Origin of the sequence: Vagococcus silagei (assembly GCF_004795745.1) — a bacterium.
Classification (GTDB): domain Bacteria; phylum Bacillota; class Bacilli; order Lactobacillales; family Vagococcaceae; genus Vagococcus; species Vagococcus silagei.
Map to the genome: position 1 here is coordinate 1 of NZ_SDGV01000012.1, position 24,679 is coordinate 24,679.

At 32.0% G+C, this 24,679-nt stretch carries 28 protein-coding genes and 1 pseudogene; 15 read left to right on the forward strand and 14 right to left on the reverse strand.

Translation table 11 applies throughout. The annotated features are described in order from the left end of the window. Positions 1-347 precede the first annotated feature (347 nt). The 5 genes from ESZ54_RS04990 to ESZ54_RS05010 all read right to left on the reverse strand — a co-directional run bounded on the left by ESZ54_RS04990 (position 348) and on the right by ESZ54_RS05010 (position 6,876). On the reverse strand, positions 348-1,142 hold the full coding sequence (locus tag ESZ54_RS04990; RefSeq protein WP_338065519.1) for a helicase-related protein: 795 nt from the start codon (positions 1,140-1,142) through the stop codon (positions 348-350). An 82-nt stretch (positions 1,143-1,224) separates the two neighbouring features. Further along, positions 1,225-1,476: a hypothetical protein gene (locus ESZ54_RS04995; protein WP_204249512.1), complete on the reverse strand. Its 252-nt coding sequence runs from the start codon at positions 1,474-1,476 to the stop codon at positions 1,225-1,227. A 31-nt stretch (positions 1,477-1,507) separates the two neighbouring features. Beyond that, on the reverse strand, positions 1,508-4,213 hold the full coding sequence (locus ESZ54_RS05000; RefSeq protein WP_136136590.1) for a DEAD/DEAH box helicase family protein: 2,706 nt from the start codon (positions 4,211-4,213) through the stop codon (positions 1,508-1,510). Between the two features lies 1 nt (position 4,214). Further along, the gene (locus ESZ54_RS05005; protein WP_204249513.1) at positions 4,215-6,143 is read right to left on the reverse strand and encodes a site-specific DNA-methyltransferase; all 1,929 of its coding nucleotides are present in this window, start codon (positions 6,141-6,143) and stop codon (positions 4,215-4,217) included. A 109-nt stretch (positions 6,144-6,252) separates the two neighbouring features. Beyond that, on the reverse strand, positions 6,253-6,876 hold the full coding sequence (locus ESZ54_RS05010) for a hypothetical protein (protein WP_136136591.1): 624 nt from the start codon (positions 6,874-6,876) through the stop codon (positions 6,253-6,255). Positions 6,877-7,124: 248 nt separating this feature from the next. On the opposite strand from ESZ54_RS05010, the gene ESZ54_RS05015 reads away from it, so the two are divergent. The 8 genes and pseudogenes from ESZ54_RS05015 (at position 7,125) to ESZ54_RS05045 (ending at position 11,612) form a co-directional block, all read left to right on the forward strand. Continuing rightward, a complete protein-coding gene (locus ESZ54_RS05015; RefSeq protein ID WP_136136592.1) occupies positions 7,125-7,517 on the forward strand; it encodes a hypothetical protein in 393 nt (130 codons plus the stop codon). 2 nt (positions 7,518-7,519) lie between these two features. Next, positions 7,520-8,044 (forward strand): hypothetical protein, encoded by a 525-nt coding sequence (locus tag ESZ54_RS05020; protein WP_136136593.1) that lies wholly within the window; start codon positions 7,520-7,522, stop codon positions 8,042-8,044. After that, complete coding sequence (locus ESZ54_RS05025; RefSeq protein ID WP_239433749.1) at positions 8,031-8,714, forward strand: ATP-binding protein; 684 nt, start codon at positions 8,031-8,033, stop codon at positions 8,712-8,714. Before ESZ54_RS05020 ends, ESZ54_RS05025 begins: the two co-directional genes overlap by 14 nt. 75 nt (positions 8,715-8,789) lie before the next feature. Next, entirely contained in the window at positions 8,790-8,996 is a 207-nt protein-coding gene (locus ESZ54_RS05030; RefSeq protein WP_136136594.1) for a hypothetical protein, read from the forward strand. A gap of 286 nt (positions 8,997-9,282) precedes the next feature. Beyond that, entirely contained in the window at positions 9,283-9,801 is a 519-nt protein-coding gene (locus ESZ54_RS12645) for a rolling circle replication-associated protein (protein ID WP_239433750.1), read from the forward strand. A 107-nt stretch (positions 9,802-9,908) separates the two neighbouring features. Continuing rightward, positions 9,909-10,121, forward strand: a complete 213-nt coding sequence (locus ESZ54_RS12650) for a hypothetical protein (protein ID WP_239433751.1) — start codon at positions 9,909-9,911, stop codon at positions 10,119-10,121. Between the two features lie 158 nt (positions 10,122-10,279). Then, positions 10,280-10,411: pseudogene (locus ESZ54_RS05040) on the forward strand (DNA-binding protein); the annotation flags it as partial. Positions 10,412-10,622: 211 nt separating this feature from the next. After that, complete coding sequence (locus ESZ54_RS05045; RefSeq protein ID WP_136136596.1) at positions 10,623-11,612, forward strand: tyrosine-type recombinase/integrase; 990 nt, start codon at positions 10,623-10,625, stop codon at positions 11,610-11,612. 304 nt (positions 11,613-11,916) lie between these two features. Here the strand turns inward: ESZ54_RS05045 and ESZ54_RS05050 are convergent, their stop codons facing one another. From ESZ54_RS05050 to ESZ54_RS05070, 5 genes are all read right to left on the reverse strand, one after another. Further along, positions 11,917-13,242, reverse strand: a complete 1,326-nt coding sequence (locus ESZ54_RS05050) for a type II restriction enzyme (protein WP_136136597.1) — start codon at positions 13,240-13,242, stop codon at positions 11,917-11,919. Between the two features lie 18 nt (positions 13,243-13,260). Continuing rightward, complete coding sequence (locus ESZ54_RS05055; protein WP_136136598.1) at positions 13,261-14,121, reverse strand: DNA adenine methylase; 861 nt, start codon at positions 14,119-14,121, stop codon at positions 13,261-13,263. A gap of 133 nt (positions 14,122-14,254) precedes the next feature. Beyond that, positions 14,255-14,740 (reverse strand): hypothetical protein, encoded by a 486-nt coding sequence (locus ESZ54_RS05060; RefSeq protein WP_136136599.1) that lies wholly within the window; start codon positions 14,738-14,740, stop codon positions 14,255-14,257. Positions 14,741-14,823: 83 nt separating this feature from the next. Beyond that, a complete protein-coding gene (locus ESZ54_RS05065; protein WP_136136600.1) occupies positions 14,824-15,390 on the reverse strand; it encodes a hypothetical protein in 567 nt (188 codons plus the stop codon). Positions 15,391-15,422: 32 nt separating this feature from the next. Further along, a complete protein-coding gene (locus tag ESZ54_RS05070; RefSeq protein WP_136136601.1) occupies positions 15,423-16,220 on the reverse strand; it encodes a LysM peptidoglycan-binding domain-containing protein in 798 nt (265 codons plus the stop codon). Positions 16,221-16,379: 159 nt separating this feature from the next. On the opposite strand from ESZ54_RS05070, the gene ESZ54_RS05075 reads away from it, so the two are divergent. After that, positions 16,380-16,691 (forward strand): helix-turn-helix domain-containing protein, encoded by a 312-nt coding sequence (locus ESZ54_RS05075; RefSeq protein ID WP_136136602.1) that lies wholly within the window; start codon positions 16,380-16,382, stop codon positions 16,689-16,691. Positions 16,692-16,784: 93 nt separating this feature from the next. On the opposite strand, the gene ESZ54_RS05080 is transcribed toward ESZ54_RS05075, so the two are convergent. After that, a complete protein-coding gene (locus ESZ54_RS05080; protein WP_136136603.1) occupies positions 16,785-17,177 on the reverse strand; it encodes a hypothetical protein in 393 nt (130 codons plus the stop codon). 342 nt (positions 17,178-17,519) lie between these two features. On the opposite strand from ESZ54_RS05080, the gene ESZ54_RS05085 reads away from it, so the two are divergent. From ESZ54_RS05085 to ESZ54_RS05110, 6 genes are all read left to right on the forward strand, one after another. After that, on the forward strand, positions 17,520-17,834 hold the full coding sequence (locus ESZ54_RS05085) for a hypothetical protein (protein WP_136136604.1): 315 nt from the start codon (positions 17,520-17,522) through the stop codon (positions 17,832-17,834). Beyond that, entirely contained in the window at positions 17,834-18,910 is a 1,077-nt protein-coding gene (locus ESZ54_RS05090) for an ATP-binding protein (protein ID WP_136136605.1), read from the forward strand. Before ESZ54_RS05085 ends, ESZ54_RS05090 begins: the two co-directional genes overlap by 1 nt. Then, positions 18,907-19,500 carry a hypothetical protein gene (locus tag ESZ54_RS05095; RefSeq protein WP_136136606.1) on the forward strand — a complete coding sequence of 198 codons (594 nt, stop codon included), beginning with the start codon at positions 18,907-18,909 and terminating at the stop codon, positions 19,498-19,500. Before ESZ54_RS05090 ends, ESZ54_RS05095 begins: the two co-directional genes overlap by 4 nt. 312 nt (positions 19,501-19,812) lie before the next feature. Then, on the forward strand, positions 19,813-21,117 hold the full coding sequence (locus ESZ54_RS05100) for a Rep family protein (RefSeq protein WP_136136607.1): 1,305 nt from the start codon (positions 19,813-19,815) through the stop codon (positions 21,115-21,117). A 5-nt stretch (positions 21,118-21,122) separates the two neighbouring features. Further along, positions 21,123-21,389 (forward strand): helix-turn-helix domain-containing protein, encoded by a 267-nt coding sequence (locus ESZ54_RS05105; RefSeq protein WP_136136608.1) that lies wholly within the window; start codon positions 21,123-21,125, stop codon positions 21,387-21,389. A gap of 64 nt (positions 21,390-21,453) precedes the next feature. After that, complete coding sequence (locus tag ESZ54_RS05110; RefSeq protein WP_136136609.1) at positions 21,454-22,674, forward strand: site-specific integrase; 1,221 nt, start codon at positions 21,454-21,456, stop codon at positions 22,672-22,674. Positions 22,675-22,783: 109 nt separating this feature from the next. Here the strand turns inward: ESZ54_RS05110 and rpsI are convergent, their stop codons facing one another. From rpsI to truA, 3 genes are all read right to left on the reverse strand, one after another. After that, positions 22,784-23,176: a 30S ribosomal protein S9 gene (gene rpsI / locus ESZ54_RS05115; RefSeq protein WP_136136610.1), complete on the reverse strand. Its 393-nt coding sequence runs from the start codon at positions 23,174-23,176 to the stop codon at positions 22,784-22,786. A gap of 13 nt (positions 23,177-23,189) precedes the next feature. Beyond that, on the reverse strand, positions 23,190-23,633 hold the full coding sequence (rplM, locus tag ESZ54_RS05120) for a 50S ribosomal protein L13 (RefSeq protein ID WP_136136611.1): 444 nt from the start codon (positions 23,631-23,633) through the stop codon (positions 23,190-23,192). A gap of 148 nt (positions 23,634-23,781) precedes the next feature. Continuing rightward, the gene (gene truA, locus ESZ54_RS05125; protein ID WP_136136612.1) at positions 23,782-24,537 is read right to left on the reverse strand and encodes a tRNA pseudouridine(38-40) synthase TruA; all 756 of its coding nucleotides are present in this window, start codon (positions 24,535-24,537) and stop codon (positions 23,782-23,784) included. Positions 24,538-24,679: the final 142 nt, after the last annotated feature.

Here is a 24,679-nt window from a genome sequence, read left to right on the forward strand (position 1 = left end):
CTATCATTTTTTGCGAAAAAGTCATGGGATTTATTTGTCATTACTTCCTTTAACGGTCAAGCGGTTTTGGCTTGAGGGTTAAAGGAAATAATGACATACTCACCAATGACATTTTCACAAAAAATTCTACTAAAATGTGTCCAAGATATTGACTCAAATCCAAATAATAATTGCGCCAACCACATGAATTTCCTTTTTCAACATACTCGCCTCACTTTTGATTATCTCTTAAATAGGATCCCATAAAACAGATATGAGAGCAAGTGATGAGAAGACATTTTAAATTGAACATGATGAATTGTTTGATGAAAGCAATCTAAATTACTATAAAATTATATCATTTCACTTCATCTCTCCCCATAATACCCCATTAATCTCCCAGCTATATCTCTCGATATCAATCGTAAGGAAACCGCATCTTTCCCCTGACTTGGCAACAGCCAAACAACAGAATGATTGATAATGATACAGTTTTGATTGATTTGCTCTCTGATTATTACTTGATATCCTCTTCCGATTAGGTACTCGACTTGTTCTTTATATGTTTTCTGACTTTTCGAGTTAATTGATGTTAAGCTAGGTAAAATTAATTTAATTCTTGATGGTGATGGTAAATTACTTAACCGATTAAAGTAATCTAAATGAAGACGCGCTAAACAAATCAAGCCTTCCTGCGCTGATTCTAAATCGCTAAAAATAATCTCCTCACAGTTTTCTGTAAATAAATTGCTTTTAGATAAAGCCGTTTGCTGATCATCATGTACAATATAATTTAATTTCTTATAATTTCTTAATCGTTTTTGATAAATACGATAAACTAACGGAACTGCATAATCTACATAATCATAAATACGAAGTTCATCCTTTTCGTCAAGGTTTCTAAGCAATCGGCCTAAGTATTGTTGGACCGCTGTCTTACCCGAAGTTGGCATCACCAACATCAATGTATCAAGTTTTGCTAAATCGAATCCTTCGCCTGCATAACTTCCCGTTGTCAGCAAAACAAATGGTTCGCCCTCATTTCTCAAAGCCTGTAACTCTTCCCGTAGTTCTTTTGGCTTCATTTTACTATTCAATAAATTAAATTTTAAATTTCTTGAAAAAGGATGATTATGGATATAAATTGACAAAAACAAGACCAATTATGACCAAGATGATACTGACTATTATTTGATTACACCTTTTACTAAATCAGTTCATTCTACTGGTTTTTATTTTTTCCAATTAATTACCTAACATTTGAATATCTATTGTATACGTATTCTTACCATAATTTGGTGCGTCATAAACACTGTATGCATAAATATCTCCATTAATTGTAACAGGAGCTGTGTACTGCTGATTATTTTGATTAACTAGATTATTCATATTCGTCATTGGATTACCAAAAATATTATTAAACACTTGTAATTGTTCGGAAGATAAATTTTTAATAGTTATTGTATTATCGTTATTTGATTTGATTTCTACTGTCATATCATATCCATCCTATACATTTTAAATTATATTAATTTTTAATTTGAACAATCTCTTTCAATTGTTCCATCATTTGTTGCCCATCACCTTTAGTATAGAATTTTAATCCACTAATACGAATATTTTCTTCATCCGCTTCGAATTCTATTTCTGCTTGATGGTCTGTTATATATAAAAATAAATCTTGCTTCCACAATTCACTAATAAACCTATCCCCACTCATTCCTTTTGGTTCGATAAAGATTTGGAAATAAAATTCACTATCTTCAAGGAATAAAATAAAGTCAGGTTGAAAACCTTGTAAGCGTATTTCCGTTATTTCACCTTGTCGATTAAGACGTGAACCATATTGATATAGTTTTAGCTTTTCACTTTTTGCAGATTCACGATGCATATTCTCATCCATACGAAGAAGATAGACAGCTTTCTGATACTTCTCTTTTAATTCTTTCACATGAGCTTTTACACGTTCTATCAACTCATATTCTAACTTATTCACAATAGCTTTTTCGTATACATAGAAATCATCTTCTATTTCATAAACCGCAATTTTTTGCATGGCTTCATTAAATAGATTCACTGTATCATATTCTGGCACACGTTTATTATAATTCGTCAAATACTCATTAATTGGATAACCAATAAATTTATTCGTTCCTCTTCGTTTAACATAACCCGATTTAAATTTCACTTCATATTCTTTTAATAACTCGATGATAACATTTAATATATCATCTGGCGTCACATCAGTTGAGCGATATTCTTTTGGCACGGTTAAAAATAAATGCAGTTCATCCACATTCAACCAATTCTTTCCATAAATAAAATCTTTCATTGATGGCAGTAATGGAACATATTTCTTTAAGTTATCAAATTGGTAAAAGTCTAAACGTTGAATTGCTTTTTTTACATACTTTGCATCAATTTTTCCTACACTAATTGTTTTTGTTTCATTCATACCTACATTCGCTTGATATGAAACCTCCCGACTACCATAATTCAGACTCCTTGATATATCTGTTTGATGATTGATACCATACTTATCAATCGAATCAAACCATTCGTCTTCTACATCTACCACTTCATTGTAATAAATCTTTCCTTTTTTATAGGCTTCTGTTTTCTTGAAAGAGGACTTCACCTTGATTTCAATAGGTGGATTTTTTTTATCTTCTCCTGTAGGTAAATCCATTTGTTTTAAAGAACCCACTAATTGTTTTAAATATTGTGGTTCATTCATCGTATGATAATGAAGCGTTTCAAGAAAGAGTTGTTTATTAGATGGTTCGTTATCATACCTTCTTTGGTAGCTTTTCTGTCCTTCTAATTCAAATGGATAATATCTAGCACCACGACCAATTAGTTGAGCTTCAGCCATAGTTGCTCTTTTATTCGTCCCTGCTTCTTTTTCTATACGAACAATATCATACAGATTAAGAACATCCCATCCTTCTGTTAACTTGGCTACCGCAAAAACAACACGATAGAGATTATTCGGATTCTCTAATGTATTCAATGCTTGATACTGTCCTTTTTCAAGCATATTTCCACTTGTATCATTTGCATTTAAAACATTTCTACTATCAAAGTCATGTCTGATTTCTCTGACAATTTTCCCTAAATTATCTTCATTCTTCAAATAAAAATCATAGACTAAACTTAATGCTGAACTCTTATTACTATCCATCAGCTGTTGGCGCTTGATAAAAGTAATCAAATCTCTTACATTAAGATTTTCAATCATTTGATTGAATAATTTATTGGCTTCTAATGAGACAGCCACTTTGGGAGATTTAAACATTATCACTGGTTTGAATGTGCTCGTTACTCCTTCTGAATACGCTCGATACTTTCTAAACTGCGATAGGAGTACGACATTTAACATTTTATCTTCATCACTTGCAGATGTTTCAATTCGTTTGACCTGCTTAGAATAGCCATCAAACATAAATTTACTTAGTGGATAGCGATAAACAACTTTATCACGATATTTATCGTAAATAACTTCTTTATCAAAATCAACAGTTGCCGTAAATTCTAAAAGAAGATTTTTTTGTTCCTGTTCGTTTCTTACATTCAAAATTTTATTAATTGCAGATTCCCATGTGTTTTCGGCTTCTTTTTCAGACTTGGTACTTGCGGAATAATGATGAGCTTCATCTGCCAAAATTACAACGGGCTGACGTTCATAATCAGACAGTCCCATTGTGTTTTCTTTTAATACAAATAAGTCATCTGACACCTTTTGAACAGAAGATAATTTGATATAAATGGTATTTTCTTGTTGAATTCTAGGAAAGCGTTCTACTTCTACAATAGAGATCTGTTTTCCGTCAATTTCTATCTTGTTCTGATAAAGGTACTTATCGCTATTCTTATTAACCAAGTTATCTTTCGTTTTCATCAAAACAGAGTTCGTATTTACTATAAATAAGAAGTTATGATAATTATATTCTTGATAGAGGTATAAGATTAGTCCTGCCATCAAGTCTGTTTTTCCTGAACCTGTTGCCATATTAAACAAAACATGTTGTGGGCTTGGTTTAATTTGTGTCTGAGTATAATGATAATTTCGTACGGCTTCATCTTGATAATGTCGTAGTGTGTGAATTAGATTGGCATTAATATATTCAGGTATTGTATAACCTTGATGAGCATTAAATAAATCTTTTTCTGCTAACTCCGCTTGTTCTATCAGAGGGAAATGACGGATATTAGATGCATTCTTTTTCACCATTCTATTCACCGCCTTTATAAAATTGTTTGTTAAAGCGATAGTCATCATCCGAAATTAACTCTCGTACATTTGCATCGTCAATTTCTGAATAGTTATAATACAGTCCATTTTTATCTAATAACTTAATCAACAAGCGTTTATTTTTATTAAACCCTTCCAGCCAATCGATTTTATCTAGGTCAGCACGGAAAGAAATGTCAGCAGGTTCCCTAGTGTCTGTTCCTTCTAACATACGATTGTAGACCACTTTCAAGTCGTCTAACGTTTTAGCCTGAATGACATCTTGTAAATAACCCATATTTTTAGGAAACATCTCTGCATAGATAAATCCATCATTTCTCTTTTTATCATCATCTGCTAATAACCTTGGAACTAAAACGGTATCGATATAATCCATTTGCTCTGTCGTAATAAAAATTCTATTCCCGTTGTCATCTTTATTGAGCATTTGAACTGCATGCGCGGTAGTACCTGATCCTCCAAAGAAATCTAGAATCTTTGCATTCTTTCTATTTTTAACAACTGCATACAGGGCTTCTTTCACAGCATATACAGACTTTGGAAAAGAAAATGGAGCATTAGGAACCAACTTATTCAACAATTGTTTACCATGGACACTCGAATCATAGAGATTAGACTGCCATACAGTTTTGTACTGTCCAAAATTTTTCCCAAGCATAATTTCATAACTGCCATCACTTTTCCGTTTCGGAACCAACATATCTTTTATTTCTTCAATCGTATGTCTAGCATATCTCCACTTTCGTTCGATACCTTTAGGATCAATAAGATAAACATATGCAATGCCGTCAAGGATCTCTGTTTGTTTTGGATGGAAATCAAATTTGCTAACTTCACCAAAGCCAATAATTTCATCATCCTTAACTAAGATTGGGTAGAATGTGTTTTTCCCATCACCACGCAACGATTCTCCTCCCCAATTTCGTAAATTAGATAGTGTTATTTCATCCTCAGAAAGTCTACGATTTTCAATTATTTTTTTTCCTTTTGGAAAAACAAAATATAGAAATTCATTGTTATACGAAAAATTAGTTCCTTGGATTCCTCTAGGATTATGAATTACTGTAATTAAATGCTTTTCATATTCATCAAAAACTTCATCCAAAAGCACCCCTAGATAATTAACCTCATTTTCATCAATTGCAATAATAAGTACTCCATCATCTTTTTTCAAGAGCGTTTTAGAAACTTCCAAACGATTTTTCATGAAAGTCAGCCATGTTGAATGATTAAATTTATTATTATAAGTAAATGAATTATTTGAAGATGGTACATTATATGGAGGATCAATATAAATACAATCTAGAGATTCAAGATAAATTTCTTGAATCGTGTGCAAGGCTAACAAATTATTTCCTTTGATAACTATATTGTCTATATCTGCATTGAAATCTGTTACAGCTGATTCACCAGATTCATCAAAGCGCTTACTGTTTACAAATATTTTCTTATCAAATAATCGGTCAATCTCATCTTTTTCAATCACTTCATTTAAAAATGCATCGTCATAGCCAGCTTCATTATCTTCTTTTGTCATCGAAGCTGTTAAAACCCCATCTTTAAATGGAAAATCTAATACCACATCCTGACTATCTTCTAAGAATTTCCCATTAGAAGCTAAACCAATACGATTTTCGTATTTCGTATAACTTGTATCCCAATAATCATTATAAAGAATAACCTCTTCCAGTTGTTCAATCTGAAATAATTTTTGTCCTGCAACTTCTTTAATAAAATGCTGTTTAATAAAATCTGTTTGAAATAATTTCTCAAGCAAGGTTTCATCAAAATTTCTTAAATCTTCACTCAATTTGGATCGGTTTAACTCCTCGCCTACAAAATACCTCTCTCCAAAATCTGCTAAAACTTTTTTTAATTCATCAAATAGTCTTGGTTCAATTTTCACTATGTATTCTCCTCTATTACATTTAATTTCCATAACTTTCATTTTACACTAAGTCTTAATAAAAGCGGACAAAAAATCAAAATAAGAAAAATTGGCTATATACCACTTTTTCTTATTCTCTCTCTTCTACATAGCTCTCCCATTTATGGAAACGCTCGAAAGTCCGCATATCCTCTCTATCAAATGCTCCTTGTTTATTGCGAGTCGCATAAGACACTTTATTCGCATCTTCCACAAATTCTTCGACATTCAATAAAAAATACCTCGAAAATAGTGCTTCTAACATAATCTCCATTTTTTTCTCACGAATAAATATATCATTCTCACGAATTTTTTCTGTCTTTCCTTGATTTTCTAACAGGGCCTCTTGTTCTGGACGAGTCATATTTAAAATCGTGAGCGTTTCATCCTCCCACGCGCCATTATTATCTTCAGCGTGCTCATCATAATACTTTGGAGATTTCATTCTTTTGACCCGTTCATCATAGGTTCGTTGAATCATATAGTCAAAAAGAAAATTTTGAACAATTTCATTCTTAATTTCTTCCGAATATGCTCGTCCAGACTTCTTTGTCTGTGGTGTTGATTTTTTCATACCGATTGCTTCAAATTGTTGCACATTAATGATTTTTCTTATTTTTTTCACTACTGTATCCAACATGGTGTCTGTTTCTGTAATTCTATATCTAGCTAACGCTTCTTTTGCAATCTCTAATACTGTGTATTTTTGTCCCATTCTTTAATATCTCCTTTTTTTCCTTTTATAACTTCCATTACAACCTTTATAACACTATTATAACAAGGGTTTATACATAATTATATCAACTAATATTCTTTTTTATTCCTTTTATATGATGGTATTCTAATTATATCAAGAGAACAGCAATTCTCCTGATAGTTGTCAAATCAACGAGCGATATCACTCGTTGGTTCACTTGCCGATTATTTGCTGGTAGTCGGTTGTCAAAGAAAGGAATCATTATTATGACCAAAGAAATTTTTAACCAAACAAGAGTAAAAGATTTAATTGCAAGCCCAAAAATTCAAGAAGCAATCAAAGAACAGATTAGTGTTCCTAAAAACATTATAGTAAAACAAGTCCGCAACCCGTTTACCAACCAAGAAACAAACGAAACAACTCAAAAAATCCATGCTGTTGCAGGGACATCCTTAATGGATATGGTAGAGCTAGACCTGACATTAGTTGGCGGACAAACCATCGATGCAGTCGAAGCCATCAATAAAACCTATCAAATCGAATCATTCAATGTGTCTTTAGATGCAAATATGCGTGGCGGTACGTTCAATGGCTATTCACCAACAGGATTGAAACTTCTAGTTACAAAACTCACTGAAACAAAAGTTGAAGGTAAGTAATTATGAAAAAATTACAGGTCAAACTTAACAGGCAGTTAGTGGCACCGTTCAAATTATTTGGAACGGTGCTAGCACTCACTGTATTACCCATGTTTATCTATATCATTACATTTGATACATTTCTTCTTAATGGACACCTATTGTTATCAATTTCAATGATAGGAGCAATCCTATTCAGTATTGAGATGATTAGCTTGTTTTTATATTCACGATTCAGCCCTATCGATACATTGCAACTTCACAAGAAACTCATCTTATCCACTGAACAACTTACAAAACAAACCAAAGATGGTCAACTCATGCATTCTGTTAGATGGCACTATATTTGTACTGATGGAAAAATAATCATTGACTTATATGCACGAGGATTAGTTACAGACACGGAACGATTGGGCATACAATTGTCCGAATATTTAGAAGAAAACTTGTTGGCTTACAAAGAATTAAATCACTGCGTACGCGATATATTTGGAGAATTCCCAAAACGATTAAATGGAATGGAGATTTTAAAAAATGACAAATTATAACCCTATCCCTATATATGATGACATCTATTGGGATCTAACAACGGAATCATGTCATACGTTACTTATTGCCCCTTCTGGTGCTGGAAAAACCATGTTTCTTAGCTACTTAGCGGGAATGATATTAAAGCGTGGACACAATTTATTCATCATAGATGCTAAGAACACTAGTTTTAGGGCAACTTTTCAAAGTTCAGGCGTGCGAACAGCCTCAACTCCCGATGAGATTCTCTGTCTACTCACTGACTTGGTTGAGAGTATGACTCACGATTACGATACTATCTTTTCTTCCAATAGTGTCCAATTAGATGATAATTTTGCCACACATCAACTTCCAGCTCAAGTACTCATCTTTGATGAAGTCCTCTCTGCGCTTGATAGTGGAGATAAAAAACAAAAAGTTGAGATGGAACGATTACTCAAATTACTAGCCTTAAAAGGGCGGATGGCAGGCTATATCATTGTACTAACCTCTCAACGATTATTAGCCACAGACTTGCCTAAGACAGTGACTGAACAATGCCAAACACGTTATGTTATGGGTGCCAATGTATCGGAAGAATTATTCCACTTAGCTACTGGTAGTTATAAGAAAAATCTTGGTACTTCCTATAAAGGAGCAGTTGGAAAAGGCTACGTGGTTACACCAAAGAACGGATTAACCTATTTCTAGTCCCCATTCATGAATTTTAAAGTCAATGATTTTCGGGCGCTTATTCATGCCTTCTGTTATAGGAGGAATACGTAAATGGCACAAGTAGTTAAAACATTACAAGTGGTAGAATTTGATGACGGGCTGACACGAATCATCAGTACGGATAAAAAGCAAATGGCTCGCTCGTATGCACTGGATTATTTACAAGATAAAGCGCAAAAAACGAGTCAAGGCGCCTATGTAGCACTCTTATCTTCTGCATTTTACTTTAGTGCTGGCTTTAGAAAGCGAGACAAGTAGCTCCTGATGAACTTGTTAATTGACTATGTGAGAGTGTGAAAATCATCTTGTCACGCATCGAGTCGTGTGCTGTGTGGGCGACTATCCGATGGATTTTGCTTGCGAAAGCCATCGGATGGTAAACGGCTGATGCGCATCGCTCGAAGCGTGAGAAAGTGATGGTCGCTTCTCACAAAATTGATTATATGCGTTCATTTAGTTATTCGTCGCCTTACTTGACAAAAGGCGACGTTACGACGAAAAAAGTCAGTATGAGCAAGAATAAATAGAAAAAATGAGGGATTTTATGGAATTTAATAAAGATGATTACAAGGAACAGATATTAGAAGAATACAATCAGAAAATCGTCGATTTTGGTAATGGTATGGTTGAAATCACTGTCTATCACGATTATCAAATACGACAATTAGTTAGTATGAAACACAAGGGTGGTGCAACTGATAACTCAGAGATAAGTGATGAAGCACAAGAAGAACGCACAAAAAAGCAAAGCTACGCAATCAAACGGAAAATACGAGACTATGCACTGGCGAATGATTTCAAATGGTTCACAACCCTAACAATAGACCCTAAACTACACGACAGTCTCGATTACGACAGTTCAAAAGATCTGTTATTAAAATGGTATCGAAAAATACGTGATAGATATGGCAATTTTGATTACTTAATTGTTCCCGAGCTACACAAAAGTGGTGCTGTCCATTTCCATTTTTTACTGGGAAATATTCCAGCAAATTTTATAGAAGCAAAAAACCTAAAACAGGTGCGCCACTTTTACGAAACGAACGAAAAATATACAACTTAACTGACTGGACATATGGATTCACTGATTGTGAAGAAATTGAAGATAAAGAACGGACTTCTAGTTATTTAACAAAATACATTACAAAAGAGTTAATGACAAACAAAGAAATGTTTCGAAAAAAGAGATATTTCAATAACAAAGGCTTAAAGAAACCACAAATTGATTATATCAATTCAGAAACAGATAACTTAAAAGATTTTATACCAAATTTTAGAATAGTTGAAACAGATGAGAACGGAAATAATGTTCTCGAAAAAGTTATCTATAAATTGGAAAAAGATGCAACTGGTCAGTTAGTGCAAAAACAAATGATTATTTAATTAAAGCAAAAAAACATCAGCTCCCGACTCCTACACCTAAGACTGATGACAATCCTTAAATTGAAGCACTTTGTTTCAATTTAGCACAGGCTTCATTGTTGTTATAGCATATCAATTGAACCCTTTGTACCAATTATAAAATGATTGGAGGCACTATTATGAAAAATAATAAGAATATGCCTTATCTCTTAACAAGAGAAACCGCTTCTCAATACCTTGGTATTGATCCAAAATCATTTGATAAATACTTCCGTCAAAGAGATGACTTAAAGCGATTTATGATAGGAAAGTAAGAACGATATACCATTTCAGATTTAAAAGAATTCATTACTAAGAATTCTGTAAATTAATTACAAGTTAATAGTTTTCTGAAAAAATCTTATCATAAAGATGTAATCAAAATAGTCAGCTATCAACTTTGTTTATACAGAAAGGAAAGTTGATATATGCCAACAATAGAAAAAACGAGGAAAAAACTCCTTCCGTGCTCGTGTATCAGTCATGGAACATGGCAAACAAAAACAAATAACAAAAACTTTCGCTACCAAATCGGAAGCAAAAGTATGGGCGCACCAACAAGAAGTGTTAAAAGGAAAAAATATTGCGAAACGTGAAGATACGTTTGCTGATTTTTTTGAAACATGGGTCTATACCGTCAAACGCAATGATGTGCGCCCTTCAACATTTATCAATTATGAACGCACGGTTACCATTGTCCGTTCTCTCTTCAAAGATATCAAAATCAGTAATCTTGATGATTTAGTAGTACAGATGAAAATTGATGAGTACGGAGAAACTCATTCTCGAAAAACTACAACTGAAGTTCTGTTGAAAATAAGAACTGCTATACACTATGCCTATGCACGTGGATTATTAGATAATGATTTTGGTTCTCTTGTAAAGACTCGTGGAAAAGAATTAGAAAAACGAAACAAGGCGTTATCAATAAACGAGATGAAAACTCTTCGTAACTATCTTCTCTCTCATACAGAAGATGAATTTAATATCATTGCGTTGATTGCACTTGAAACTGGTGCTAGACGAGGAGAAATTCTTGGGTTAAAATCCGAAGATATTTCTTCAAATGGAATTCATATCCAGCGCTCTATAAGCCCTACGAACGATGATACTCGTTTAAAAACAACTAAATCAAAACGTACTGTTGCAATTACTGATGAAGTCTATACTATCGTTCGTTCAGTACAACCAAAATCAAACGGCTATTCGTTTGACCCTGATGGATTTAAACAATCTCAGCGATTGAAAAAGTTATTGGTAAAATTAGAACTACCCAGCACTACCTTTCATGGACTACGTGATACTATCGCATCCTTTCTATTTTCAAACGATATCCGACTGGACTATGTTTCAAAGATGTTAGGTCATTCAAATCTGCAAACAACAATGAATTACTATCTAGAATTAATGCCAGAAAAAAAGCACCAGCAAGAAGCCGATGCTTTAAATCTATTAATTTCTTTGTCTGATTGACCCTTAACAAGACCAGCCAAGACCAAAAAATATCTGCAAACGTTGATATAGAGATGTTTCTCTTAACGTTTTGAGAATTGTGATGCTTTACGAGCTTTTTTAAGACCTGGTTCTAACAACTTTTATTTTCATAAGTTTCAAAAAGCTTTAACATCAAGCTTTTCAAGCAAAGAAAACACTCATGATTTCATCTAATTTCAATCAATTTCATCTGAATGGTGTGAACTTTAGACTAAAAACTATAATTTTGAGCTAGAAATTATCAAAGTTCACACCATTATTTTCTTAGAAATTGAGTAAAAAACTATGTCTCAATTAAATTTAAGATCCAATTAATCCAACCTCTAATACTTGAAGCTCTTCTGTTCATTGTACTTTCATTGATATAGTCTTTTTTTATATATTTTTTTATAGCTTGTTTGGCTTCGTTATTAGAAATTACTTCACCTTCTTTTAAAGTAACTTGCATAGAGTAGTTAAATATTGGATCTGATAGAATATCTGAAACAATTTCTAATTTACCTACTTTTTTTTCTTTATTCTGTAAAATATATTTTCCTTTTTCAGTAATCGTTATCGGTGATCCTCTTTTTATTTTTTCTGCATACCCAAGATATCTTAAAGAGTTAAAATAATAATCTGATTGTCTTTCATCAAATCCATAGTTTAATGCTACTTCTTCTTTAGTTTTAGGCTCATTCTCTATAAATTTTAATAAATTAAGAACTCTTAAAAAATTATCTGCTTGAGGAAAAGGAACTATATTGTCATCAGATAAAGTCTTTTTCTGTACTGTTCTATTAATTTTTTGAATATCTTCTAAGTCTATATCAATATCATCTTCTAGTACAAAATCCATTTGTTTTACTCTTTTTATTGAAGAATAATTGTTAGGTTCTTCAAAATTATATATATGAAAACTAAAAACATTTTCGGCATAAGTAAAAAATATAGGCATTATTTTTTTATTTGTATTTAAATTATAGACAAATAAATACGGATAAAATAATTGTCTTATTAAAAAATCATCTGGAGTACCTAGCTTTGCTTCAAATATTCCAATATTATATAGATTTTCATATGTAGAATCTATTTCTATTTGACTATTTTTCACAATAATATTATGGCTATCTTGTTTTGAAATATTGGAATCAATTGAAAATCTAAGCTCCTTAGATCCTAATCTGTTTGTTAATGTCAGAAAAGAATATGTTTCGCTTAAAGTCTCAATTACTTCATCTATCATCCCTGATGCATAAGCTACATTCAATGCAATTGCTTCACTAGTTATACTTTTAGGATCAATTGTCAGAATTTCATTTGGAAACCTCTTTTTTATAGGTTTTAGAACTTTATCATATTCAACTTTCCCATGAGTTTTAAAGTTACCTATTAAATACGTTCCTCTTGAGTTAGGTAAAATTGACAAATTGTTTTCTCTAAATAATGACGGTAAGTTATTTTTATGATCAAATTTGGTCATCAAACGAGCTTCTCTTTGCCCAATTTGATTTATTTGTTTTGAACTTATTTGGAATACGCCCTTATTTTTAACTTCATTAACAATTCTTAATTTTTCAAATAAAACGCCCCACGCTTCATCATTTTTAGTTAAAAACTCTTTCTTCATTTACCCACCTCACAAATTCTATTCACTTTTATAATTCATTATCAAAACTTCATCAACTTTTCCTCTTTTATTAGCTACATTATTTATCATTCTATTTGCCCCTAATATTAAAGTGGTTGACTTATACTCTTTGTATAGTTCATGAATTAAAGGTACAGAAGAGTTTGAGAGCATTACAAAACATCCTTTTTTATCTAATTCTACAAAAGTATTTCTCAGCTCTTCTTGTTCTCTAACCCCAAAACCATTCAATGTGTATCCAACAAACGATTGGCTATCATCAGATAATGGTGCATAGGGAGGATCTAAGTAGATAAAATCTCCTTTTTTAGCAGATTTTACTGCTTCTTTATAGTCACCATTCAAAATAATAACTTTATTCTTATTTAAATATTTGGAAACTGCTTTTAAAGTTGTTTCATCTAAAATTTTGGGATTTTTATAATTTCCAAACGGAACATTAAATTGTCCACTTGAATTAACCCTGAATAACCCGTTATAACAAGTTTTATTTAAATATATAAGTCTAGCAGCTTTTTCAGTGCTACTCATTTTATCTAAAGTACCGTCTCTATCATATTCTCTAACAATATAATAATCTTCTTTATTATTTTTTTCTTGATAGCTCTTCAATTCATCAATCAATAATTCTAATTCATTTTGTATTACCTTATATGCATTTATCAACTCACTATTAAAATCATTAATAACGATATCGCTGTGTTGGATATCCATAAACACAGAGCCAGCTCCTACAAATGGTTCATAATACCTTTTAAACTCTTTTGGATAGTATTTTTTCATTTCAGGAATTAACTGCCTTTTTCCCCCAGCCCATTTTAAAAATGGCTTTACCATTGGATTTTTAAATTTACTCATTTTTACACTCTCCCACGTATAAACTATAATATCAAATTATTACTTATTTTACCACAAAACGAACGTAAGTTCTTGTGTGCATAAAAAAAGACTTGCTACTATTACAAGTCTACTTTTGAATTTAAATTATTTTCTATTTATCAAATTCTTCTCCCCAAGTCGAACTTCCTGCCCAAACCTTTTCATACTTCTTACCTTCTTTTGTACCACTTTCATAGAATTTTACTTCTCCTATTTCAATAACACCTTTTTTAAAAGAAAATTTCTCTTTCTCTAGTTCACTAATATCGATCCCATCAAGTACGTCACTTGGATTTAACTCATTAGAACTTTTGGACATCTTCATATCTAAGTAATTTTTATCAACGATTTCAAGTACGCCTTCACTTGCAGGAGGATTATACTGTGCTGATTCTGCTACTTTATATTTTTTCTTATCGTCACTAGATGAAACTATTTCCAACTTATGTACTTGTACATCTTCACTAGAATTTTTTGATGTTGTCATAGATTTAGTTTGCTCATAATAGTAAACTCCTGATAAATCTTTCTTTCCACAACCTGATAAAACTATCAAACTAACAATGGCTAATAAAATACTTACTTTTACTTTTTTCATAATCCCTACACCCCTTAATTTTCTATACATATATAAAAGACTGGGTTAAAACTAATCTAGTTTTTCCAGTCTCTATGTTTAACTTATTTTTTTGATGTGTTAAATGCTGATATCGTCGAAGATACAGCTGTGACTCTAGCACTTCTTTCTGTTGCTTGTACAGATACTAAATTTTGTTCAGCTAGATTGATTTGATATTCTGCATTTAGTTGATTCTCTAATAAATTAAATGCTTCTTGTAACGTTGTCGCTCTTTCCTCATTTATAAGTTGATACAATCTATTTATAGAATAAGAATCATAAAATTTAATAGGGAAATTTTGAATCTCAGCTTGATATTCTGGTTTACTCATTTCTAGTTCTAATTGTTTTTCCAAAATTTCAACTTTTTTAGAACTTTCTTTCATTTTTCTATATTTTAAAATGCCTAAAATTATAGCTATCCCTAAAAGAATCATGCCTACATCATACCCCTGTAATCCACCTGCATATATTCCAACTAGAGATAAAACTATAATTGGAACATTCCATGACTTCTTAGCTTGTTGCTTTACAGCTAATGATTTACTTAAACTTTTCTCTAGCTGAGTTGCTTCTTTTGTTACTTTATGTTTTCGTGCCAAACTATTCAATAGTTCTTCTTTATTCATAGTACTTCTCCCTACTATCACAATTAAAAAAACTAATTATTTTCCCATAAAGCAGTTCCATAGCTTTGAGCTGCGTAGCCTTCTAACAATAAGTTATCTGCATAATTATCAATAAACTGACGAGCTTCTTCTTTGGTTTCAAAGAGATTAGCACCTAAAGCAATATCAAACTCATTTGTATCTCTTCCTTCATACCAAACCGTATAATTTTTTTGAACTGGTGGTTTTGGGTCAACTGGATCAGTTGGTGTCGTTGGATCTACTGGTTTAACAGGATCAACAGGCTTCACAGGGTCTACTGGATTAGTTGGCTCGATTGGTTTAACTGGAGTAGTCGGCTCAACTGGTTTGACTTCTACTTCATTACCACCTTGTATTTGATCATCTGGAATATTATTTTCTATCACATCTCCAGTAACATCTGATCCAATTGGTTTACTTGGAATAATCTTGTTAGAGTCTTCAACTTTTACCCCTTGATTAACTTGGTTACCATTTGGTGTTTGAGCGATTAAATTGCCCGATTTATCCCATTTAATGATTGTTCCTACTGCTAAATGATATTCTTCACCATTTGATAAATTAATGTTGTTAATAGCTGATAATGTTTCAACATTCACATTAATTTTCATACCAATAGCCCACAGAGTATCTCCCTCTACCATAGTATAGCTATTTTGACCTTCAACTATTTTGATACTTTCAGGAGTATTTGCCTTCCATGTTGTAGATGCAAGTACTGTCGTTCCTGTTCCAATTGTTATAACTCCAAGTGCAATTAAAGCTAAACTTCTAACATTATTTTTGAATTTCAAATCCTTTTTTTTCATAAAATAATTCTCCACCTTTCATATAAAAGTACACGTATTAAATATACTTAATACAAATAATACTAGCATATTTACTAAAAAGTATCAATATTACATGTATAAAGTATATGCAAAAGCTATACAACTGTTTGATATTGTTATTCGAGAGGGTGATTAATAATGTCTTTAGAATTTTTTGGGGAAAGATTAAAAGCAGTTCGAAAAGCAAAGCGCTTAACACAACTAGACTTATCTAAAAGATTAGATGTAAGTAAAGGTACTATTTCATCTTACGAACAAGGTGTTTCTTTTCCTTCAATTGAAACATTAATAAAGATTTGTCATATATTAGATACATCATCAGATTATCTAATAGGAATTTCTGATAACTTACCTTTTAAAATGGGTGGTTTGACAGATGAGCAGATGGAGAGTGTTCTTCAATTTGTTTCCTTAATAGAAAAGGCAAATAGTATTATTGAAAATGAATAATAACAATCTAATAAAAAATAGCTAATGAAATCAAAGTTCTAAGACTTAGATTTCATTAGCTATTTTTTGATTTTAAACTCCATTTTTAATAAACTACCTTGCCACAATAGAATTAATACACAAAAGATATCCTGCAAAATCACCTAATCTCTTTCTACTTTCATTACCTGAAATTAGTTTTTCATGCCAAGAAACATCTTTCCCAACTTTTTGCATGTATCTAGAAAGAGGAGCTAAATTAGACATATAGGCATTATGTAGACTAGTTCTCGTTGAATCAATCACTTCTTTTTCCTCTTTAGATAGATATAACCATCTATTTCTTATCTCAACATATTTCACAGCAGACTTTATAAGACTTGAGTATAGCTCAATTGATGTCTCATCATTTAAATCTATTCCTTTTGACAAATCATTATAAATTTCTATCGCTTCCTCAAATGACATTGAATCTGTCTTTGATAGGTACTCCTCATGATTAAACATAAATTTATTCTCCTTTAAATTCAAACAAATTTTTCTAACAAAAAAGAACACAAAAATTAAATAGTTTGTGCCCTTCTCGCTTTATATGAAAACGTTTTCTCGTAAAAACAAAACCGTTGCCGTTGCATACGCAACGCCAACCTTCGGGTTTGTTACCCCGTACCCCACTTTAATTACGAATAATTTTTTTATTTTTTATTATTCACAAATAACAAATCTCTCTAAGTGCATTTTAAACAAAAAGTTCAATCTTGTCAAGAACTTTTTTAGAGAGATTGGGAAAGGAGATAAATAGCCAAATGAACAAAAAAAATACAATAAAACTAACTAGGAGAAATGAACATGAGAAAAAAATACAAAAAATCAGGATACTCAACAAAATTAGCTGAGGAATATATTGAAAAAAGTAACGCTATTCATAGCATTAGCACGGAATTAGAAGAACAATACAAATACGAAGACAATAAACGAACAGATGAAATCTCAGGATATAAAGCATGGTTTAGCCAAAAAGACCTTCCACCATTTGCTGTCAAATTTGAAAAAAAAATTGATTTACCTGAGTATTTATCAATTGTGACTATCGAAAATCTTCAAGCTATTGAAGTAAACTATAATGTCTACTTCAAAGCCGATGATATCAAGGTGATTAAATGATGACCAAAAAAGAGCTAGAAAAATACATATTACAAAGTCTTAATATGGCTCTGGGGTCAATCATGCAAGGTGAAACTAGTTATACAAATAGTTTCACCTGTGAAGTGACGGAAGAAGGATTAATCTTTCTTCCTCGGCTTCCAGCTGGATACATTATTGACGATAACCTATATCAAAAAATTTTTTTAATCGTCAATGCTTCATTGTATCCACGATTCACTTTATTAAAGCAAAGTTCAGCTTATTTTATCCCTATAAAATCTAAAGATATACACACGGAAAGAGCTTTATTCTTTCCGTGGAAATTGGGGATTTCTGAGAGATTAGTTATTCCTGATTTAGGGAAATTCAGTGCTACTCATAAGGGGAAAATTCCTCTTATGAAAAATCTTGAGATAGATTACAACAAAGTCACTTCTATTGCTATAGCAGGAAATAGTGGCTCTGGTAAATCATATGCTTTAACTTACTTTTTAACTATGTTGAAACAAATCTCAGACTTAATCATAGTCGATCCTAAATTTGACACACCAAGTAGATGGGCGAAAGTTAACAATATTGATGTAATTCATCCTCAGAAAAATCGTTCTAAATCAGATTTTGTATCTGAAGTTAATGAAAATTTGAGTCAAATATTAAATCTTATTTATCAAAGGCAAGAAGAACTCTATAATGATTCAAAAAAAATATTTAAGCACCAAACTATTGTTATAGATGAAGTTCTTGCCTTGACTGAGGGGATTAATAAAAATATAAAAGACTCATTTTTTTCATTACTATCACAGATAGCATTACTTGGAAGAGCAACTAAAGTTCATCTTCTGTTGGTTAGCCAAAGGTTCGACCACAATACTATTCCAGTATCGGTCAGAGAACAGATGAACGTTTTAATTCAAGTTGGAAATATAAATAAAAAAACAACACAATTTTTGTTTCCAGATCTTGACCCTGAAGGAATTGTAATTCCATCTGGAAAAGGAACAGGGCTAATCCAAATTATTGATAATGAGCAACCTTATCAAGTACTACCGTTGCTTTGCCCAACTTATTACTATGAAAGAGGTGTTTTAGTATGACAAAAACACATTTTATAAAGACGTTTAATACCCCATTAATAGCATTAGGAACAACCTTATGTACAACTACACTCTTTAATATAGCAAAACGATTTGTTGTAGAAATTTCAAGTAGTGATAACTTAATGTCGCAACTACCTTTCTCATTAATATTTGATTTATCTATGAAAGTTGCCGGCATATCTCTGTTTACATCATTAATAGCTATAATGATAGCAGTCATTGTTGTTATTTGCGAACTAGCTGACAGAAAATGGAACGATTCTTTAGATAACCTATACCCATCAATAATTGAAACTATAAAAACTAGAAAGTACTTATATCAACGAGTTCTTTTTGGGCAGAATCGCACTATAAATCAAAAGCTATTTAATAAATCATTAAAGTATCTTTATGTGGATATTAGAAATGATAGGTATATTCTATTTATGAAGTACCCTTCAACTGACCAAGCTAACGAATTATTGGAACAGAAGATTGAGTCCTTAACAAAACATATAAAAACCAAAAATACTAATTTATTTTCTTTCTCCGAAGCGTCTTATGAAAAAGATGGCGTTTGGTTAATTGGAAGTAGAAAAAATAGTTAATAGTTTATTGTCGCTTTTTTATCACAACGTGATAAAAAAAAGCGACAATTCTATCTCATCTTAGAAAACAACTTGTTCAAACAAATTCGGCAATTAACTAAGTTGAATTAACGAAGTCTATTCTACTTAGTTAGTTGTCTTTCATTTGATTTATCAATCAAATGAGTAATTTTTTAACTCTAACTATTCTCTACGGGTGTATCCGACAGGGCTTGTCAACATGTCGGATACTTAAAAACCAATAAAACCGATATTTATAAAGCTACTTCAACAATAAGCTACACAGAATAATTAAAAGAATGGATTTTAACTATGACTAATTATAAGAAATTATCCACTTTAACTTGTGTAATGGTTGTACAACAGTTAGAACCTGAACACTGGCAAGGTTGGAACAGTAAAATCATTGATGATGCTCGCAATAATTCAATCGAACCCTTAATAAAAGAAATCATCAAAAAAATTGAAGAAGAAGATTGCATCGTCTCAGAAGCCTATGGTATTAAGCATGATAAAGATGAAATAAGCGTTTGGGATACTCAAACAAAAACATATATTTCAAATACTAAAACAACACATATACATCTATTAATCAAATTTGAAAAAGGAGCTACATTAGAAAATTTAGCTAGTTACATAGGTTTAGAATCTCAATACTTAGAAAAAGCTAAATCTGGACGATATGGCTATGATAACTTACTCGCTTATCTTATCCATGCGAAAGACAGAGATAAGTATCCTTACTCCCCTGAAGAAGTAATAACCGTTCGAGGAGAAAACTACCTCACTATCTATAATCAAAAAAAAGAGTCATGGACTAAAGGACGTGCAACTAAAGAAGCTTCCGAAGCTAATTTAAGTGTAGATTACTTAATATCTGAAATTCTTGAGGGAAATATTTCTAAAAACGAAATCCTTCTTACTGATGATTACTATAAAACATATGCTCTTAATCAAAGAAAAATAGATGATGCTTTTTCTGTTTATACTGAAAAAAAAGGACTTAAAACAATTAATGCTCTGGAGAATGGGGAATTTAAAAAAACTATTCTTTTTATAACTGGTGATAGTGGAGCTGGAAAAACAGTCTTTTCAAAATTACTAATATCAAAAATTAAGCAATTGGCAAAAGAAAAAAATGAACGATGGGAACATTGTATGACTGCTTCAACTAACCCTTTTGATGAATACAATGGGCAAGAGATTCTTTTTATGGACGATGTCCGAGGAGATAGTTTGACTGCATCGGATTGGTTGAAATTACTTGATCCATATACCGTTAGTCCAATTTCTGCTCGTTATCGAAATAAAGTTGGATCAGCAAAAATTATTATTATTTCAAGCATTAAGGATTCTAACAGTTTTTTCTATGATTCAAAAAATAATGTAAATGAAGATATAAATCAATTTATTAGAAGGTTAGACATATTAGTAAATATTAATGATGTTTATCACCTGTCCTTCCCTGTAAAAGAGAAAAAAACAACTCAACCTTTTTCTGATTCAGTTGAAAAAGAAAAATATATCTATACATTTTCAAATGAATTAATGATTGATAAGAATAATGCTGTGAGAACAATACTTGAAACATTTATTAATAATATGAAATGGAGGTAAAAAATATGAACGTCATATTACTAGATGAACAAGTGAAAGAAATTCAACAGCTAATATCTAATTTAATAGAGCAAGAAATAAAGTTTCATCTCACCAATCTAAATTTATCTAGTCCCTACCTAAATAAAAAACAAACTTGTGAGTACCTAAATATTTCTAATAACACTCTAGATAATTGGATAACTAAAGGTTTACCAACTATAAGAATTGGAAAAACAATTAGATTTGATAAAAATGAAATTCATAAATGGATAAATGGGCTAGAAAAATAATCATAATTGATTTATGATTTTACTATGATAATTTTCTAGCTCAAACTAAAAGGAGAAATTTATCATGGCAATAACAAAAACAGAAAATGGAACATATAGACTTAGAATGTATATCCCTGAAGAAGTAAAATCATCTTTAGGGATTTCCTCTAAGGTAGTTGAAAAAAGATTCAAAAAAAGAAGTGATGCCAGAAAATTTGAAATAGAGTTATTAACTAAAATTTCAAATATATTTGATGGAGGTATAGACATACCTTTAGAGAGTGACGGTAACATTCTTTTTTCAGATTTTTATACAAACATATGGTGGGAAGCATACAAATCAGGACAAACAACTTCTACTGCTAAGCCACCAACCATTGTCACTATTGAAAATACTGAAATTATATTTAGAAAGCATATTTTACCACTCTTAGGTAATTATTCAATTGATTTTCTAAATAATAATAAACAAGTTATTCTCAATTTAATGACTCAAAAATCTAGAGAATATGCTAATTTCAAAACAATAAAAAGTTATGTTATTTCAATTTTTGATTGGGCAGAAGAACTGGATTATATTGAATATAATCGAATTGCAAAAACGATTAGAAGAATAAAAGCTATTAAGAAAATTCAACTACAAGAAGAAAAAAATGATTCTGATCTATACTTATCAAAAGAAGAATTACAAGCATGGTTTTCAGCATTTCAACAAGACTTAGAACAAGACAAACTGTCTTTAAAAGACTACGTTTTATTCTTTACTACATTCTTTCTTGGAAACAGAAAATCAGAATCTTATGCTCTACAATGGAAGCATATCAACTTAGAAAATAAAGAAATTAGTTTAGTACAAGCTTTAGACAGAAAAAAAGGTGTGAAAAATACTAAAGGAAATAAAAAAACTATTTTCTCAATACCTGCTGAGCTAACAGCTTTACTCCACTCTTGGAAAATTCAACAAAAACAAGAATTGGCTAAATTTAATATTCTTCAAGTTGATGAACAGTATGTATTTACTTATATTGATTCTAAAGGCAATGTAAATAGTCGCTTACACGCTGATTACTTAAATAATAAAATGAAAACAGTTAAACGTAGACACCCTGAACTTACACACGCTACACCACACAAATTACGCCATACAGGAGCAACTTTAGCTCGCTTGAGTGGTGTATCTATAGAAACTATCTCTGAGGCTCTAACACATAGTGATACAAATACAACAAAATACTATGTTAATACGTCAAATATAGTTCCTATGGCTGTCGGGGAAATCGCTTATCGAAATTTGAAAAATTGAATGGTGTGAAAATGGTGTGAATTTTGGTGTGAACTTTTTAAAAAAGCGTAAAAAAAACACCCTTTGGTGTGAACCAAAAGGTGTTTGAAACGTTGATATATAAGTAATATTAACGTTTTGAGAATTGTGATGCTTTACGAGCTTTTTTAAGACCTGGTTTTTTACGTTCAACCATACGAGCGTCACGTGTTAACAAGCCAGCACGTTTAAGAACTGGACGGAAGTCTGGGTCTACTGTTAGTAACGCGCGAGCGATACCGTGACGAGTTGCGCCAGATTGTCCTGCGTATCCACCACCGTTAACGTTAACTAATACATCATAAGATCCTTTAGTTTCAGTTGCTACTAGTGGTTGCATGATTACTTCACGTAAGTCAGCATGTGGAATATATTCTTCAATATCTTTGTTGTTCATAACTACTTTACCTGTACCTGGTACTAAGCGTACACGTGCTACAGATTTTTTACGACGGCCTGTGCCGATATATTGTACTTTAGCCAATGAAATTCCCTCCTTAAATTAGGTTAGTAATGTCTAATACTTCTGGTTTTTGTGCTTGTTGTTCATGTTCGCTTCCACCATAAACGAATAATTTAGAACCTTGTTTACGTCCTAAAGTATTTTTTGGTAACATACCTTTGATAGAAGTTTCGATTAAACGACGAGAATTTTTAGCACGTAATTCACCAGCAGTGACAGATTTTAATCCACCTGGGTGTTGGCTATGACGATAATAAACTTTATCAGTCGCTTTGTGTCCTGTTAATTTAATCTTGTCTGCATTAATTACAATTACATAATCACCAGTATCTACATGTGGTGTAAATGTTGGTTTATTTTTTCCGCGTAAGATTGACGCTACGACAGTAGATAGACGACCTAAAGGAACATCTGTTGCATCTACTACATACCATTTACGCTCTACTTCGCCTGGTTTGGCCATATATGTTGTACGCATGGGTTTCTTTCCTCCAATTTTCTTCTGTTGTTTGACAATACACAATAAGATTCCGGGGCTCATCGTGGGGCAAACAATACCATTTACCATATTAAAGGTAATTCGTTCATCTGTCAATCGTTTTCCGAAGTTTTTTTCAATCTTTTTTCTAATCTAAAGGCTTGTCATACTTGACTTCCATCAAATATAAACCTTGCGGATGAGCAGTCGGTCCTGTCATTTTCTTGTCTTGACTCTCTAGGGCGCGTTGTATGGCGTCCTGAGGTAAACGACCGCCACCAATCTTAAGTAAGGTCCCAACGAGCATACGCACCATTTTATAGAGGAATCCGTTGCCTCTAAAAATAAACAGTAACTCATGATCTGGTTGTTCTTCAATACGCACTTCATAAACAGTGCGCGTTTTATCCTCAACTGAACTACCTGTTGCACAAAAAATGCTAAAATCATGTGTCCCAACAATATCTTTTGCTGCTTCACGCATCACATCAAGATCTAAATCGTATTGGTAGTGTGACGTGTACAGACGTTTGAATGGACTTTTTGTTGGACTACGATCGACACGGTAGTGATACGTCTTCTCTGTCGACATATAGCGCGCGTGGAACATCTCATCAACTTCTTCGACACTGGTAATATTAATATCATGTGGCGTTTGCGTATCGAGCGCATAACGCAGCTTCTCAGCGTCTCGTGGATGCAGCATGTCAAAATGAATGACTTGACCTACAGCATGAACTCCTGCATCCGTACGTCCTGACGGATGAATCGTGACTCTTGTGCCACTGTTTAATTTTTTTAATGTTTTTTCAAGCTCTTCTTGAATCGTTCGTCCATTTTTTTGAATTTGGAACCCCGCATAATTGGTTCCATCATATTGAATAATCGCTTTAAAACGAGGCATTCTTTCACTTCCCTTTAAAATAATTAAGCAGTTATAACAGAAGCATTCGGCTGTTTTCTACCCAAATGCCTTCTATCACAACCTTTACTCGTAATTAAAGGAGTATGACTATTTTTGTCACACTCCCTTATTTATTTCATCT

Excerpts from the sequence above, each read along its gene's own strand:
- ESZ54_RS04995 (WP_204249512.1), bottom strand. The coding sequence starts at position 1,476 with ATGACAGTAGAAATCAAATCAAATAACGATAATACAATAACTATTAAA.
- ESZ54_RS05000 (WP_136136590.1), bottom strand. The coding sequence starts at position 4,213 with ATGGTGAAAAAGAATGCATCTAATATCCGTCATTTCCCTCTGATAGAA.
- ESZ54_RS05010 (WP_136136591.1), bottom strand. The coding sequence starts at position 6,876 with ATGGGACAAAAATACACAGTATTAGAGATTGCAAAAGAAGCGTTAGCT.
- ESZ54_RS05015 (WP_136136592.1), top strand. The coding sequence starts at position 7,125 with ATGACCAAAGAAATTTTTAACCAAACAAGAGTAAAAGATTTAATTGCA.
- ESZ54_RS05020 (WP_136136593.1), top strand. The coding sequence starts at position 7,520 with ATGAAAAAATTACAGGTCAAACTTAACAGGCAGTTAGTGGCACCGTTC.
- ESZ54_RS05025 (WP_239433749.1), top strand. The coding sequence starts at position 8,031 with ATGACAAATTATAACCCTATCCCTATATATGATGACATCTATTGGGAT.
- ESZ54_RS05030 (WP_136136594.1), top strand. The coding sequence starts at position 8,790 with ATGGCACAAGTAGTTAAAACATTACAAGTGGTAGAATTTGATGACGGG.
- ESZ54_RS12645 (WP_239433750.1), top strand. The coding sequence starts at position 9,283 with ATGGAATTTAATAAAGATGATTACAAGGAACAGATATTAGAAGAATAC.
- ESZ54_RS12650 (WP_239433751.1), top strand. The coding sequence starts at position 9,909 with ATGTTTCGAAAAAAGAGATATTTCAATAACAAAGGCTTAAAGAAACCA.
- ESZ54_RS05045 (WP_136136596.1), top strand. The coding sequence starts at position 10,623 with ATGGAACATGGCAAACAAAAACAAATAACAAAAACTTTCGCTACCAAA.
- ESZ54_RS05050 (WP_136136597.1), bottom strand. The coding sequence starts at position 13,242 with ATGAAGAAAGAGTTTTTAACTAAAAATGATGAAGCGTGGGGCGTTTTA.
- ESZ54_RS05055 (WP_136136598.1), bottom strand. The coding sequence starts at position 14,121 with ATGAGTAAATTTAAAAATCCAATGGTAAAGCCATTTTTAAAATGGGCT.
- ESZ54_RS05060 (WP_136136599.1), bottom strand. The coding sequence starts at position 14,740 with ATGAAAAAAGTAAAAGTAAGTATTTTATTAGCCATTGTTAGTTTGATA.
- ESZ54_RS05065 (WP_136136600.1), bottom strand. The coding sequence starts at position 15,390 with ATGAATAAAGAAGAACTATTGAATAGTTTGGCACGAAAACATAAAGTA.
- ESZ54_RS05070 (WP_136136601.1), bottom strand. The coding sequence starts at position 16,220 with ATGAAAAAAAAGGATTTGAAATTCAAAAATAATGTTAGAAGTTTAGCT.
- ESZ54_RS05075 (WP_136136602.1), top strand. The coding sequence starts at position 16,380 with ATGTCTTTAGAATTTTTTGGGGAAAGATTAAAAGCAGTTCGAAAAGCA.
- ESZ54_RS05080 (WP_136136603.1), bottom strand. The coding sequence starts at position 17,177 with ATGTTTAATCATGAGGAGTACCTATCAAAGACAGATTCAATGTCATTT.
- ESZ54_RS05085 (WP_136136604.1), top strand. The coding sequence starts at position 17,520 with ATGAGAAAAAAATACAAAAAATCAGGATACTCAACAAAATTAGCTGAG.
- ESZ54_RS05090 (WP_136136605.1), top strand. The coding sequence starts at position 17,834 with ATGACCAAAAAAGAGCTAGAAAAATACATATTACAAAGTCTTAATATG.
- ESZ54_RS05095 (WP_136136606.1), top strand. The coding sequence starts at position 18,907 with ATGACAAAAACACATTTTATAAAGACGTTTAATACCCCATTAATAGCA.
- ESZ54_RS05100 (WP_136136607.1), top strand. The coding sequence starts at position 19,813 with ATGACTAATTATAAGAAATTATCCACTTTAACTTGTGTAATGGTTGTA.
- ESZ54_RS05105 (WP_136136608.1), top strand. The coding sequence starts at position 21,123 with ATGAACGTCATATTACTAGATGAACAAGTGAAAGAAATTCAACAGCTA.
- ESZ54_RS05110 (WP_136136609.1), top strand. The coding sequence starts at position 21,454 with ATGGCAATAACAAAAACAGAAAATGGAACATATAGACTTAGAATGTAT.
- rplM (WP_136136611.1), bottom strand. The coding sequence starts at position 23,633 with ATGCGTACAACATATATGGCCAAACCAGGCGAAGTAGAGCGTAAATGG.
- truA (WP_136136612.1), bottom strand. The coding sequence starts at position 24,537 with ATGCCTCGTTTTAAAGCGATTATTCAATATGATGGAACCAATTATGCG.